Source organism: uncultured Pontibacter sp. (assembly GCF_947502515.1).
Lineage (GTDB): Bacteria > Bacteroidota > Bacteroidia > Cytophagales > Hymenobacteraceae > Pontibacter.
The window spans coordinates 269,196-283,668 of sequence record NZ_CANNAI010000006.1; the positions used below are offsets into that span (position 1 = coordinate 269,196).

The 14,473-nt window shown below is 47.2% G+C and carries 13 protein-coding genes; 11 read left to right on the forward strand and 2 right to left on the reverse strand.

The window, feature by feature from the left end; all coding sequences use genetic code 11:
• Positions 1-5 precede the first annotated feature (5 nt).
• Positions 6-1,829 (forward strand): molecular chaperone HtpG, encoded by a 1,824-nt coding sequence (gene htpG, locus Q1A54_RS16015; protein WP_299990215.1) that lies wholly within the window; start codon positions 6-8, stop codon positions 1,827-1,829.
• A 225-nt stretch (positions 1,830-2,054) separates the two neighbouring features.
• Positions 2,055-2,957 carry a hypothetical protein gene (locus tag Q1A54_RS16020; RefSeq protein WP_299990217.1) on the forward strand — a complete coding sequence of 301 codons (903 nt, stop codon included), beginning with the start codon at positions 2,055-2,057 and terminating at the stop codon, positions 2,955-2,957.
• Here Q1A54_RS16020 and Q1A54_RS16025 read toward each other — a convergent pair.
• Positions 2,954-3,316, reverse strand: coding sequence for a YraN family protein (locus Q1A54_RS16025; RefSeq protein WP_196116947.1), 363 nt, complete (start codon positions 3,314-3,316; stop codon positions 2,954-2,956). The two genes, Q1A54_RS16020 and Q1A54_RS16025, sit on opposite strands and share 4 nt — an antisense overlap.
• A gap of 161 nt (positions 3,317-3,477) precedes the next feature.
• On the opposite strand from Q1A54_RS16025, the gene lipB reads away from it, so the two are divergent.
• The 9 genes from lipB to gldN all read left to right on the forward strand — a co-directional run bounded on the left by lipB (position 3,478) and on the right by gldN (position 12,427).
• On the forward strand, positions 3,478-4,200 hold the full coding sequence (lipB, locus tag Q1A54_RS16030) for a lipoyl(octanoyl) transferase LipB (protein WP_299990334.1): 723 nt from the start codon (positions 3,478-3,480) through the stop codon (positions 4,198-4,200).
• On the forward strand, positions 4,201-4,605 hold the full coding sequence (locus tag Q1A54_RS16035; RefSeq protein WP_299990220.1) for a hypothetical protein: 405 nt from the start codon (positions 4,201-4,203) through the stop codon (positions 4,603-4,605).
• A gap of 32 nt (positions 4,606-4,637) precedes the next feature.
• On the forward strand, positions 4,638-5,804 hold the full coding sequence (locus Q1A54_RS16040) for a DUF4271 domain-containing protein (RefSeq protein WP_299990222.1): 1,167 nt from the start codon (positions 4,638-4,640) through the stop codon (positions 5,802-5,804).
• Positions 5,805-5,864: 60 nt separating this feature from the next.
• Positions 5,865-6,656, forward strand: coding sequence for a uroporphyrinogen-III synthase (locus Q1A54_RS16045; protein ID WP_007656327.1), 792 nt, complete (start codon positions 5,865-5,867; stop codon positions 6,654-6,656).
• A 156-nt stretch (positions 6,657-6,812) separates the two neighbouring features.
• Positions 6,813-7,772, forward strand: a complete 960-nt coding sequence (locus Q1A54_RS16050) for a type IX secretion system membrane protein PorP/SprF (protein ID WP_299990224.1) — start codon at positions 6,813-6,815, stop codon at positions 7,770-7,772.
• A 224-nt stretch (positions 7,773-7,996) separates the two neighbouring features.
• Positions 7,997-9,016, forward strand: coding sequence for an SUMF1/EgtB/PvdO family nonheme iron enzyme (locus Q1A54_RS16055; RefSeq protein ID WP_007658788.1), 1,020 nt, complete (start codon positions 7,997-7,999; stop codon positions 9,014-9,016).
• Between the two features lie 77 nt (positions 9,017-9,093).
• Positions 9,094-9,894: a gliding motility protein GldL gene (gene gldL / locus Q1A54_RS16060; RefSeq protein ID WP_196116953.1), complete on the forward strand. Its 801-nt coding sequence runs from the start codon at positions 9,094-9,096 to the stop codon at positions 9,892-9,894.
• 51 nt (positions 9,895-9,945) lie between these two features.
• On the forward strand, positions 9,946-11,544 hold the full coding sequence (gldM, locus tag Q1A54_RS16065; RefSeq protein WP_196116955.1) for a gliding motility protein GldM: 1,599 nt from the start codon (positions 9,946-9,948) through the stop codon (positions 11,542-11,544).
• A 25-nt stretch (positions 11,545-11,569) separates the two neighbouring features.
• Positions 11,570-12,427: a gliding motility protein GldN gene (gene gldN, locus Q1A54_RS16070; protein ID WP_299990227.1), complete on the forward strand. Its 858-nt coding sequence runs from the start codon at positions 11,570-11,572 to the stop codon at positions 12,425-12,427.
• Between the two features lie 215 nt (positions 12,428-12,642).
• Here the strand turns inward: gldN and uvrC are convergent, their stop codons facing one another.
• Positions 12,643-14,463: an excinuclease ABC subunit UvrC gene (gene uvrC, locus Q1A54_RS16075; RefSeq protein ID WP_299990229.1), complete on the reverse strand. Its 1,821-nt coding sequence runs from the start codon at positions 14,461-14,463 to the stop codon at positions 12,643-12,645.
• Positions 14,464-14,473 lie beyond the last annotated feature (10 nt).

Here is a 14,473-nt window from a genome sequence, read left to right on the forward strand (position 1 = left end):
AGCACATGGAAGAAAGAGGTAATATTTCGATTCACACCGAAAACATTTTCCCGATCATCAAGAAGTTCCTTTACTCCGACCACGAGATATTTCTGCGTGAGCTGGTGAGTAATGCTGTGGACGCCACCCAAAAAATGAAGCGCCTGTCCGCCATCGGCGAGTACAAAGGCGACCTGGGCGAGCTGAAAGTAGTCGTGAAAGTGGACAAAGACGCCCGCACCATCACTATATCCGACAAGGGTATCGGTATGACGGCAGAGGAGATCAAGAAGTACATCAACCAGATTGCCTTCTCGGGTGCCACGGAGTTTGTGGAGCGCTACAAAGACGCCGGCGAGCAGAACCAGATCATTGGTCAGTTCGGTCTGGGCTTCTACTCCGCCTTTATGGTGGCCGACCGTGTAGAAATCGTTACCAAATCATACAAAGACGAAACCGAGTCAGCACACTGGACTTGCGACGGCAGTACCGAGTTTGCCATTGCTCCTGCACACAAAGAAGACCGCGGTACAAATGTGATCCTCAATGTGGCTTCAGATTCAGAAGAATTTTTGGAGACGGCCCGCATCCGTACCATTCTCGATAAATACTGCAAGTTCCTGCCAGTACCAGTGGAGTTTGAGGGTGAGATCATCAACAACCCGAACCCGATCTGGACGAAACAGCCATCGGAACTGACAGACGAGGATTACAAGAACTTCTACAAGGAGCTATACCCATTCTCGGAGGCGCCACTGTTCTGGATCCATCTGAACGTGGACTATCCGTTTAACCTGACCGGTATTCTTTACTTCCCGAAACTGAAGAACGACTTTGAGATTCAGCGCAACAAGATTCAGCTTTACTCCAAGCAGGTGTTCATTACTGACGAGGTAAAAGACGTTGTGCCGGAGTTTCTGATGCTGCTGCACGGTGTGATCGACTCGCCGGACATTCCGCTGAACGTGAGCCGCTCCTTCCTGCAGGCTGACTCCAACGTGAAGAAAATCAACACTTACATCACGAAGAAGGTAGCCGACAAGCTGAACGAGATCTTCAAGAAAGATCGCGAGACCTTTGAGAAGAACTGGGACGACATCAACGTGTTTGTGAAATACGGCATGCTGAGCGACGATAAGTTCTATGAGAAAGCCAAAGACTTTGTGCTGCTCCAGAACACCGAAGGCAAGTACTATACCCTGGAAGAGTATAAGGCCCTTACGCAGGCAAACCAGACCGACAAGAACGGTCAGCTGGTGATGCTCTATACTACCGATGCCGACAAGCAGCACGCCTTTGTAGAAGCCGCTCAGAACCGCAGCTACGACGTACTCAAGCTGGACTCTATCATCGACAGTCACTTTATCGGTATGCTAGAGCAAAAGCTGGAGAAAACCTCGCTCAAGCGTGTAGACTCTGAGACGATCGGCAAGCTGATCGAGAAAGACGAAGCGAATGATAGCGTGCTAAGCGATACCGAGAAGGAAGACCTGAAGAAGATCTACGAAACGGCTATCAACAACCAGAACATGCAGGTAGAAGTAGCACCGATGGCTACGGACGATGCGCCGGTGATCATTACCTTGCCAGAGTTCATGCGCCGCATGAAGGACATGAGCAAGAGCGGCGGGGGCGGTATGATGTTCATGGGCAACATGCCGGACACCTACAACGTGACCATCAACGCGAACCACAGCATCAACCAGCGCATCCTGAAGGCGAAGGACGATAATAAGGAGCGCATTGCCCGTCAGGCCTTTGACCTGGCCCTGCTGTCTCAGAACATGCTGTCCGGCTCGGCCCTGACTGCCTTTGTGAAACGCAGTGTGGACCTGATCGACAAAGAGTAAGATTACCTTTTCATAATTACACTTAACAGTATAAAAGCGGCACCCAACTGGGCGCCGCTTTTGTTTTGTAGTAGCTTAATTTGTGAACTAAGCCGCTCGACGAAAAGTTATAGGGGCTAAACTCATTGGCGTGTTGGCCGGTATATGATTTTTAAGCATATTTACGTTGCTTAGATAAGGTACTGCCAACTCACCATTCAAAGCGCTTTGATTCAAACTTATACCATGAAGCACCTTCTTCATCTTGTCTGGCTTGGTTTTTTGCTGGTTGTGGGACTTGCAGGCTGTAAGCCAAAGGCCTATAACAGCGACTATAACCTGAGCCGTGCCGCCCTGAAGCAGAGTGCCAAAGCCGAAGCCATCGCTCTGGCCGATACCGCCAAGCCTTCTGTGCAGATAGGCGATTCCCTAGCAAACGAAGAGGAAAAGCAACCCAAAAAGCGCAAGAGAAAAGCTGACAAACGCTATTTCATGGGCGACAGAGTAGCTCGTGGCTTTGTGAAGTCAGGCGGACGTGGCGACCGGGAGGTGATCGAATCTTTCAGTTACTTGGTTGAATTTCAGCAGCCAGACCCTTATGCACCCGAAAAATACTACTACGATACCAAGCGACGCAAACTATACAAGACACGCGGCGAACTGAATCCTGAGCAGCACAAAGTACTCCATGGACCTTACAAAAAAGAGCAAGGCGGTGAAGTCGTGGAAGAGGGCTACTTTTATGCAGGTACCAAGCACTTGCGCTGGGAGCGCTACAACCGTGACGGTATATTATTAGCAAAAGAGCACTTTGAGAAAGGCTTCCTGCGTGATGCCGTGGTGAAATACTACGAGGGGACCAAGAAGATAAAAGAAGTGATTCCTTATGCCTATGGTGAGGTACAGGGGACTTATTACCGCTTCTACGAAAATGGTCAGTTGGAATGGATGGGGCAGTACCAAAAGGGGCGCAAAGTCGGCCTCTGGGTGAAGCACTTCGATTTTAGAGCCCGCCGCCAATATGAGTACCAGTACCCCAAAACCCCTTATGAACCGCAGTCAGAGCCATACCTGGTCAAGCAATACGATCGCCATGGCACACTTATTTTTGAGAAAGATAAGCTGGACAAGCGGGCTTCAGCGCGTTAGTGAAAGGCATCTTCAATGTGGAACAGCTCCGGTGGGTTGCTCATCGTGATGGCAATGATATCGAAGCGAATGTCTTCCTGCCAGCCTGTCTTTAAGATGTAAGAGTCAGCTGCGTTGAGGATCATCCGCTGCTTTCGCCGGTTCACAAACTCCTCCGGATAACCAAAATCATCATTCGTTCGCGTTTTTACTTCTACAAACACCAATGTGTCGTTTTGACGGGCAATGATGTCAATCTCAGCTTTGCCCATACGCAGGTTGCGCTGCAGGATGCGATAGCCTTTCTGGTGCAGCAGGTCACAGGCCAGGTCTTCGCCGTTGGCCCCGGTAGAGAGATGTGGTGCTTGCGGTGTCGTCATAAGAGCTTTAAACTTATAATAGCGGCAGGTAGTTTTACGGGTGCTGCCCGAGTTGACGTTTGCGTATACCCCCAGACGGCCGTATCTTTGTCTAAAACTAGAGGTATAGCGTACTCGCCAGCATCATATTTGGCTTTGAGCTATACCTTGAAAGAAGGGAGATAAACGTGTCACAGAACAAGACCATACAATTTGAGCACCTGGGACTGATTGATTACAAAGAGGCTTGGGACTACCAGGATAAGCTCTTTACAGGTATACTGGAAATGAAATCCCGTAACCGCACGGCCGCTCCCGAAGCGCAGGAGGTAACGCCTAACTATCTGCTGTTCTGCTCACATCCGCATGTCTATACATTGGGCAAGAGCGGGCACGAGTCCAATTTGCTGATCAACGAAGAAGGGCTGAAGGCGAAAGGTGCTACTTTCTATAAGATCAACCGTGGTGGCGATATTACTTACCATGGCCCGGGACAGATCGTGGGCTATCCTATTCTGGACCTCGACAACTTCTTTACAGATATTCACAAATATCTGCGCTTCTTGGAAGAGGCGATTATCCTGACTTTGAAAGATTACGGGATAGAAGCGGGTCGTATACCTGGCCTCACAGGCGTGTGGCTGGACCATGTGGAGCAGAAAAATCCGCGCAAGATCTGCGCCATGGGTGTGAAGTGCAGCCGATGGGTAACCATGCACGGTTTCGCTTTTAACATCAACACTGATTTAGATTATTTTAATAACATCGTACCTTGCGGCATTACTGACAAGCAGGTGACGTCGCTGGCAAAAGAGTTGGGCCACGAATTGCCGATGGCAGAGGTAGAGGAAAAGCTACTAGGTCATCTGGCGACTCTGTTTGAGGCAGGCATTACAAAAGATTAAATGAAGAAAGATATTGATTTCACTCCGGTTCAGGGTGTGGCTGTGGCCATTGCTTTCACAGGCGAGTTGCCAGAAGAGCGCACCTGGAACGTATACCTGATCAACAACAACAGCGTGGCGCTCGAAAATGTGTTTGTCACATCCAAAGGCTATGGCATTATAGAAGACGAAGAAGTAAAGACTTCCGTGCTGCGACACATGTTTGAGCGTGTAGAGGCCAAGAGCTTTGTGCAAGTGGAGGTGATTGACCCGTCCGTGTTCAAGCTCAATAACGAGTATTGGGTAAGCTACTACATCGACGGCAAGATCTATGACAAGCGCTTTGTGTTCGTGCCCGATTCCATCACTGATGAGCATCTGATTGACATCAGCATGCTACAAATGCAGGGTGTGCTGCATTCTTAAGGTATAGCTTCCCCAATTTTTTCACCCAGACCGTGTATTTCACAAACCGCATAAGGTATAGCTTCGGGCTTGTGCTGCTGTTAATGGCGCTGACCTGTTCACTTCAGGCACAGGTGTTGCCGCTGGAGCAGAAGAACACCCTGAACGGGAACTGGCAGGTATACGATGCCGGATCCAGTGACCTGGTGCCCTATGCCACCACCCTGCATGGCGGATACAGTGCGGTGCACCAGTGGGTGACTATGGCGCCCTCTAAGCCATTTGTGATAGAATTTACAGCCCAGAAGGACCTATGCCTGTTTTTGAACAACCAGTTGATTTTCACGGCGGATTCTACTTCTAACTATACCTTTGACCTGGCCACGTGGAACAAGCGGGTCAAACCCGTGAACGGCCGCTATCTTTTGTCAGTGTGGCATCCGTCGCAGCATCCCAATGTCGGGTCTTTCCGCAACCGGGTACAGGCAGAGCGAAACGATAACGAAACAATGCAGGGGAGCTTCTCAGTGCGGCTGCGGGAGTATGTCAATCAGAATGCTTTTATCATTTTCATGCTCCTGATCGGCTTGCTGTACGGTAGCCTTAAAACTACTTTCCCTTCTGACTTCCAGGCCGTATTCGGGGTGCAATCCTTCTGGCGCACAAGGTCTCTGGATGAAGGGATTCTGACCAAGCCGCTTGGTACCTGGTCAGGTGTGTTGTTTATTGTTGCTTTTTCGATGTCCATGGCGTTGCTAATAGCGGCTATTCATACCAATGTGCAGCATGTGCGCATCTTTAACCGTCTTTTTCCGGTGTCTGAGTCCGATATTACGACCAAGATCCTGTTCTATACCTTCCTGATTTTTGCTGTCATCCTGCTAAAGTACCTTTTCCTGAAAGTGATGGGTTATATTTTTGGGTTAGAGCAGATTGTGCAGGTTCAATTCAGTGAGTTTCTGCGTTCTCTGTTGTTTTTGGGCCTTTTTCTACCGGTGGTCATGCTGCTGTACCTTTCGCTTAACCAAGTGGCTCCTGACACCGTGCTTACGGTTTCGAGTATGGCGGTGCTCTTGTTGCTGGTAATCACGATTATTCGTGTGTTTGTGACAGTAAATAAGCAGACTTCTGTGATAAATTTGCATTTATTTTCTTACCTTTGCGCCACAGAAGTGATTCCGTTGGCCATCATGCTGAAGTTTATCGTGTTTAACTTTTAAAAACACAAATTGAGGGCTTCAGTGTACGGCTTAAATTATAAAAACAGACTTCCATACTCTATGGCTGAAAGTAAAGAAAAGGCTTGGGCAAATCCTGAAAGACACAGTATTCCGATCAAGAGTATACTCGTAACGCAACCACAGCCTACCACCGACAACTCTCCTTATCTCTCGATAGCAGAAAAGTACGGCATCAAGGTTGATTTCAGGGCGTTTATTGAGGTTGAGCCTGTTTCCTACAAAGAGTTTCGCAAGGATAAGGTGGACATTCTGTCGCACACGGCTGTAATTTTCACTAGCCGCAACGCAGTGGACCACTTTTTCAGAATTTGCCAGGAGAGCAAGATCGAAATGCCGGCAGATATGAAGTACTTCTGTATCTCTGACCAGACGGCCTACTACCTGCAGAAATACATAACCTTGCGCAAGCGTAAGTTGTTTGTAGGCGAGAAAACGGCCAAGGATCTCTTTGAGGTGATCAAGAAGCACAAGAACGAGAAGTTCCTGTACCCTTGCTCTAACATCCGCAAAGACGATATCCCGGGCTTCCTGAAAACAAATAAGATCAAGCACACAGAGGCGGTTATCTACAAGACAGTAGCAGCCGACCTGTCGGATCTGGACGATGTGACCTATGATTGCATCGCCTTCTTCAGTCCTTCAGGCATCAGCTCGCTGTTTATCAACTTCCCTGACTTTAAGCAAAACAATACCCGCATAGCAGCTTTTGGGCCAACCACGGCCAAGGCAGTGCGTGATGCCGGTCTGGAGCTTGACATTGAGGCACCAATGCCGAACGCACCATCCATGACGGGAGCGATAGAGGTGTACATCCAGAATCAAAAGAAATAAATCAGGCTTTTAAAAAGGCAGGATTAAAACAGTAAAACGCAAAAGCAAGTAGAATCAACCATCTGCTTGCTTTTGCGTTTTACTGTTTAATATATATATTTGGTTCAACTCTGGCTCTTTAACGTCCAGTTAACGCATGCTTAGCTGCAACATTCTATGAAAAAGATTATACCTGCCGTTTTGTTGCTGTTTATCTGCCACCTAAACTCCTGGGCGCAGCAGCAGCCTCAGTTTACCCATTACGGATTCAACGGCATGTATATCAGCCCGGCTTACGCAGGTATAACCAATCGCCCTGAAATACAATCGATCTACCGCTACCAGTGGCTAAACTACGACGCCTCCTTCGATGATGGCGGTTCGCCGCGCACATTGCTCTTGACCGCCCATACTCCGGTGCGGCTTTTAAAGGGCGGTGTAGGTATTACACTCATTCAGGATCAGATCGCAAACACCCGCATCCAGCAAGCCGCCATCTCCTACTCCTTCCACCTGAATGTGGGCGAAGGCAAGTTAGGTATAGGTGTGCAGGGTAATATAAATAATATAAGAAAAGGCAGCTACCGGTTTATTGACGAAGGCGACCCGAACATCCCATTCAACAGCTCCGATTCCAAATTTGACATGGGAGGCGGCCTTTGGTATGAGTCAGAGCGCTTCTACGCAGGCGCTGGCGTCACCAATCTGCTGCGCTCCAGCTACCAGTTTATGGACGTTGATAACACAGGAGGCGGCCGCGTAGTAGGCGAAAACCACATTTACCTGACAGGTGGCTACCATTTGCCGCTTACCAACCAGCTGGTACTTACTCCTACAGCCCTCTTAAAGCATGATACAGAGACATTTTCGTTTGATGCAGGCGCCCGCATAACATTTGATGAAAAATATTGGGGCGGATTGAATTTTCGGCATCAGGAAGCTGTTAGTGCGCTTGTGGGTATAGCGATGTTACAGGAGAACGCGCTGCGGGTAGGATATGCATTAGATCTCACAACATTTAATAAAGTGGCCAAAGCCCCAACATCACATGAAGTGATGGTTTCCTATCGATTACCTGAGCCTGTTGTTCGGTTCAGGCCGCCAGTGCGAACCCCTCGCTATAATTTCACTAAATAAATTTTCATGATATTGTATTTATCACTGAAAAGCTGTATTCTTGAAAAAATACAGTTAAATAATTTTAATATGGTACAATAAATCTTGATATAGTACCGTTAAAAAATTATTAATAGTGAGAAATTTAATTGTTTTTGTTTTATTTCTAATTCTCAATATATTTGCTACACCAGAAATAGTGTGCATAAATAATTGCTAAAAAATTTACTTTTTCCAAAGTCATCATGAACAAACTATTAAAGCTGTCTTCCTTCGCTTTGGCGGTGGTACTGCTTGCGAGTTGTGGGTTAAGAAGAGGACCGCAAGGCGACCTAGTAGGCGCAGAGGATCGACCAGACTACAATCCACAAGCTGTACCTTACGGCATGGTTGCCTGCCCGGGCGGAACCTTCCATATGGGCCAGGCTGATCAGGATATAGCGGCAACTATGGCGAACCTGAACAAGCAGGTAACAATAGGCGGCTTCTATATGGACGAAACCGAGATTACGAACAACGAATACCGTCAGTTCATTGAAGTAATGGTCAATGACTCGATCGATATTCTGGGCGAAGACTTTGTGATGACAAGCCTGTATCCAGACACAACTGTTTGGGTGCGTGACTTTACTTACCACATGGGTGACCCCTTGATGGAATACTATTTTTCTCACCCTGCATTTGATGAATATCCGGTGGTAGGTGTGAACTGGTTCGCTGCCAAGTACTTCTCTGACTGGAGAACGAAGCATAAGAACCAGGCCAATGCTGACAACGGAATGGCTCCAATGCCGAAGTTCCGTTTGCCATCTGAGGCTGAGTGGGAATACGCTGCCAGAGGCGGCCGCGATATGGCAACTTACCCTTGGGGTGGCCCATACCTGCGCAATGCCAAAGGCTGTTTGCTAGCTAACTTTAAGCCAGGTCGTGGTGATTATTACAGTGATGGCTTTACCTATACAGCTCCAGTGGCTCAGTTCTTCCCGAACGACTTTGGTCTGTATGACATGGCCGGTAACGTAGCGGAGTGGTGCGAAGATGCCTACGCTGATGCTACTGTTCCGATTACCTGGGACTTGAACCCGGTTTACTATGATGATAACGAGCCTCGCAAAGTCGTAAGAGGCGGCTCTTGGAAAGATATTGCATACTTCCTTGAAACTGGCACCCGTAACTTCGAATATCAGGACTCAGCCAGATCGTATATCGGTTTCCGTAACGCGATGATCTACCTGGGACGTTCTTCAGGAAGAGAGTTCAGATAGTCAATAGAAGTGTTCTTTACAGTTAAAAACTAAACAATTTAATACCCAATCGTTCACATTTAATTTTTGAAAACAAAATGAGCAAAGCTAGAGGTCGCAGTTTCTTGTACGACGTGTTGATGCCCAAAGTGTATGGTCTTGGTGCCGCAGTCGTAATTATCGGAGCATTGTTTAAAATTCAGCACTGGCCAGGTGCCGACATCATGCTGATTGTAGGTCTTGGTACAGAGGCCGTAATCTTTGCCCTGAGTGCATTCCAACCACAGCCACACGATCCAGACTGGGCAAGAGTATACCCACAACTGGCTGATGATTATGCTGGTGAGGCGCTTATCCCAACCACAGCTTCAAACAACGGTCCTTCTGCAACAAAGGAGCTTGACAAAATGATGCGTGAAGCAGACATTACGCCTGCTACAATCAACTCACTGGGTCTTGGTCTGAACAGACTGAGTGAAACAGCTGCTCAAATGGCTGACCTAAGCCAGGCTACTGCTGCTACTAACGAGTACGGTGTACGCGTGAAAGCTGCTGGTGACCAACTGGGCCGCATTACTGAAGCTTATGCTACAACAGCGGATGCACTGTCTAAAATGGCTGTTGCTACCAACGATGCGCAGGAGTATCATACGCAAGTACAGAGCATGACAAGAAACTTAGGTGCTTTAAATGCTGTTTACGAAATGGAGCTTCAGGATGCTAACAACCACCTGAAAGCAATGAACAAGTTCTACGGTAACCTGAGCATGGCCATGGAAAACCTGACTGATGCCAGCAAAGACACTGAGCAGTTCAAGCAAGAGGTTTCTAAACTGACGCACAACCTACACTCACTGAACACAGTGTACGGTAACATGCTGACAGCTATGAAAGGCTAATTGCGCATCATTTCCTAAATCAACAAGAAAACAACAGTAACTAAGTAGAAAATGGCTGGAGGAAAAGAGACACCACGGCAGAAGATGATCGGTATGATGTACCTGGTACTGACCGCACTTCTCGCCCTGCAAGTGAACTCTGCTATCCTGTTAAAGTTTCAGTTTATTGATGAGAGTCTTATGGACGTCAACAATAAAACGCAGACTGACAATAGCGGAGTTGTAACGAATATTAAATCCAAGGTCAGCGAAGGTGGTAACCGAGACAAAGACAAAACTGTACTCGAGAGCGCCAATGCTGTTAGAAAAGAAACAGGTGAACTGGTAGAGTATATCCGTGGTCTCCGCGCGACTCTGATCGAAAGAACAGGTGGTGAGAACGAGGAGAAAACCGGATATTCAAACCCTAGTGCAGAAGATCAGGTTGCTATGACTATGATTGGACCTGCAAGTGCTAAGAACGGTGCCGCTTACGAGCTGGAGCAGCGTTTGAACAACTATGCAAAGTTCATGAAGCAGTACAACCCAAGCATGCCGGACATCCTGGCACGTGACGGCAAAACTGACCCAATGGCTGCAAAAGACCGTAGCCAGCGCAACAAAGACTTTGCTCAGTTGAACTTCGAGGCTACTCCACTGGTAGCTGCGCTTGCAACACTTTCTCAGAAAGAAGCAGAAATTCTGAAGTACGAGGCGGATGCCCTGCAGAACCTTGCTCAAAAAGTAGGTGCTGACATCATCAAGTTCGAGAAAATCTTTGCGATGGCTCGTGCTGAGTCTAAGACAGTAGCTGCCGGTACAAAGTACAAAGCAGACATGTTTATCGCCGCTTCTTCTGATGCGATCACGCCAAAGATGACGTTCCAGGGTAAGCCGATCAATGTTGTAGACGGTAAAGGTCAGATTGAATTTACGGCCGCTGCCTCTAACTACGATGCTGATGGTAACTCAAAGCAGACTTGGAAAGGTCAGGTTATCATTGACAAGAATGGTGAGCAAGAAGTACTGGACGTAACAGAAGAGTACATCGTAGCGAAGCCAGTAATTCAGGTACAATCTGCAGCAGTGCAGGCCTTATACCTTGGTTGTGCTAACGAACTGAACGTACAGGTACCAGCACTTGGTGCGGTTTACGATCCAAGTTTCTCTGCTGCTGGTGGCTCTGCCATCAAAGGTGCTAAGAAAGGTCAGGTAACCGTAATCCCAACTACTACTGAAGTGAAGCTTAACGTGAGCAGCGGTGGTAACGCCATTGGTACAGAAACTTTCAAAGTTCGTCCAGTGCCAAGACCATCACTACAAACTGTAGTAAACGGAAGACCAGTAGACCAGAAGAGAGGTTTGCCAGCACAAGGCATCAGAGCAGTAGAAATACAGGCGATCGCTGACGAAGGCTTTAAGCAATTTTTGCCACAGGAAGCACGTTATAGAGTAACGAAGTGGAGAGCGTTCCTGGTAAGAGGTTCTAACCCAGTTGATCAGGCTGAGTTTTCTAGCCCAACAGGTGACCTGAGCCGTTTTGCCTCTAAAGCTGCCAAAGGCGACCGTGTTACGATCGAAGTAATGGAAGTGAAGCGTCTGAACTATCAGGGCAATCCGGTAGACGCGAAACCAACAGGCGACGGTATCTTCACTATCCCACTTAACTAATTAAGATTAGAAGCTTACAAGGAGTATGAAACTTATCAAAGTAATAGGTGTAGCAGCTGGTATGATGCTCTCTTACGGAGCAGTAGCACAGCAAGTGTCTACCACGCAGTCCAGTAATCCATCAGCAAGACCTATTCCGGAGTCTGATGTATTGTTTAAGAAAACGGTTTGGCGTAAGATCGACTTGCGCGAAAAACAAAACAGACCATTGTTTTCTGAAAACAGAGAGATCACCAAAGTTTTGATCGAGGCTGTAAAAAGCGGAGAGTTGGTGGCCTACAAGACAGACTCTGTAAATGTACCACTAACCAGAGAGGAATTCCTGGCTAACATGACTGCCAAAGATATGGGCGGTGGGTTAACAGAGGAAGAAATCGCAGCTGGTTTCGGTCAGGAAGAGGAAGACGATGACGCATGGGGAGCTGCCTTGGGCACAACTGCTACCCAAGAGACTGGTCCTGTAAGCAACGAGTACTTTGCTAAGCAGCTATACCTACTGGAGCTGAAAGAGAACGTAGTGTTTGACAAGAAGCGTTCTCGTATGTACCACGATATTCAGACGATCAGCATTAAAGTGCCATCTACGCTTAACCCACTTGGTTTTGAGCAGACAGTAGGTAGCTTTAAAATGAGCGATCTGGTAAAGGTTTTCAGAAACAATCCTGAAACTGCTATCTGGTACAACGCACAGAACGATGCACAGCACAAGAACCTGGCTGATGCTTTTGATCTGTGGCTATTCAGCTCTTATATCACGAAGATATCTAACCCGAACGACAGAGCGCTGGGTGATATCTATGGTGGTGGTAAGAAAGGACTGTTAGCTGCTCAGGAAGCGCTTGAAGCGTTGATCGAGTACGAATACAGCCTGTGGAGCTACTAATTGTAAGACAATCATAAAAAGGGGAGATCTGAAAGATCTCCCCTTTTTTTATTTAGAAAACTTGATGGATGATGAAAGAACAGGTATAGCTGACAGAACTTGGTCCCAATAGCAAAATTATCTTACAGGAGCAGTACGCACTTCCTATCTAAAGAATACAGTACAGTATAACTGAGAGATTAATAGAGTAGTGATAATAAGGTCGAAAAACCTGATTAAGAAGAAGTACCTTTAGCATTATGAAAGTAATCGTAAAGTATCTGAGCCTTACGCTGACCGACCTCAGCAGTTAATTCAGTCAAAGTAAGTTCTTTAAGTTTCTTAACTGACCTGAATTTTTGAAGTAGTGCATCAGCCGTGGTAGGGCCTATACCTTTCACATCCGTCAATTCGGTCTTCAAGGTGCCAGCATCACGACGGGAGCGGTGAAAGGTAATCGCAAAGCGGTGTGCCTCGTTACGTAAACGTTGAATAAGCTTTAAGGACTCTGACTTCTTATCAATGTAAAGCGGAAGCTTATCGCCAGGGTAGAAAATCTCCTCTAGCCGCTTAGCTATACCTACAATTGCAATTTGACCCCACAGATTTAGGTCTTTCAAAGCCTGCACAGCAAAACTAAGCTGGCCTTTGCCACCATCGATGATAATTAGCTGCGGCAGAGGCTGCTTCTCTTCAATTAGACGGCGATAACGACGTGTCACCACTTCATACATTGACTCGAAGTCATTCGGACCAACAACAGATTTGATATGGAAGTGGCGGTAATCTTTTTTACTTGGCTTGCCATTTTTAAAACAGACCATCGACGCAACCGGATTATCACCCTGAAAGTTGGAGTTGTCGAAACACTCGATCTGGCGGGGAAGCTCAGTTAACCGGAGGTCTTTTTTCAAGGTTTCCAGCACACGCATTTCACGTTGCTCGCCAATGCTCTTATTCTGCTCCTGGCGACCTTCACGCTCTTTGCGAAGGTACATGGCATTCTTCATCGAAAGGTTCAGCAGCTTGCGCTTATCGCCTATCTGTGGCTGCGTGATGGTGATGTTATCCAGCGGTAGGGAAAGCTCAATATTGGTGATGATCTCCCGGGAAGTGCTTTCAAACTCATGGCGCAGTTGTACAATCACAGAAGCCAGCAGCTCTTCATCTGACTCATCCAGTTTTTTGTGTAGCTCCAGCGACTGTGTCTGTATAATTGAGCCATTCATTACTTTCAGGTAATTCACAAAAGCACACTTCTCGTTTGATGTAATCGAAAAGACATCGATGTTGGATAGTGTGTTGCTTACAACAGTAGACTTAGCCTGATAATCTTCCAGCAGATCAAGCTTTTGCTTGTAACGATGTGCCTGCTCATACTGATAGTCAGCCGCTGCAATCGCCATCCGCTCCTTAAAAAAATTCTTTGCTATCGAGAGGTTGCCTGAAAGTATATTCTTGATCTGAGCAATGTACTGGTTATAGGTAGTTTCATCTATAAGATCTTCGCACGGGCCCTTACAGTTACCGATATGATACTCCAGACATACCTTGAACTTGCCAGCCGCAATATTTTCGGGCGACAGGTTGTAAGTGCAGGTACGCAGGGGGTATAAGGTACGGATCAGATCGAGCACGATGTGCATAGTAGTGCCGCTCGGATAAGGACCAAAATAACGGGAACCGTCATTGATCTTGTTGCGGGTGCTGATTACTCTGGGGAACCGCTCATTTACAATGCAGATGTACGGGTAAGTCTTACCGTCTTTCAGCAGGATGTTGTACTTGGGCTGGTACTGCTTGATTAGGTTGTTCTCGAGCAGAAAGGCATCAGCTTCCGTATCCACAATCGTGAACTCGATGTCCTTGATCTTGGAGATCAGCTTCAGCGTCTTTTTGTTATGCTGGGCAGAGCGATTGAAATAGGAGCTGACACGCTTCCTGATATCAATCGCTTTGCCTACATAGATGATGCCTTCATCATCAAAGAACTTATAAATGCCCGGTTTATGTGGTAAATGGGAAATCTTCTCCCGCAACTTCTCGTTTGCAGCCATGCTCAAATTT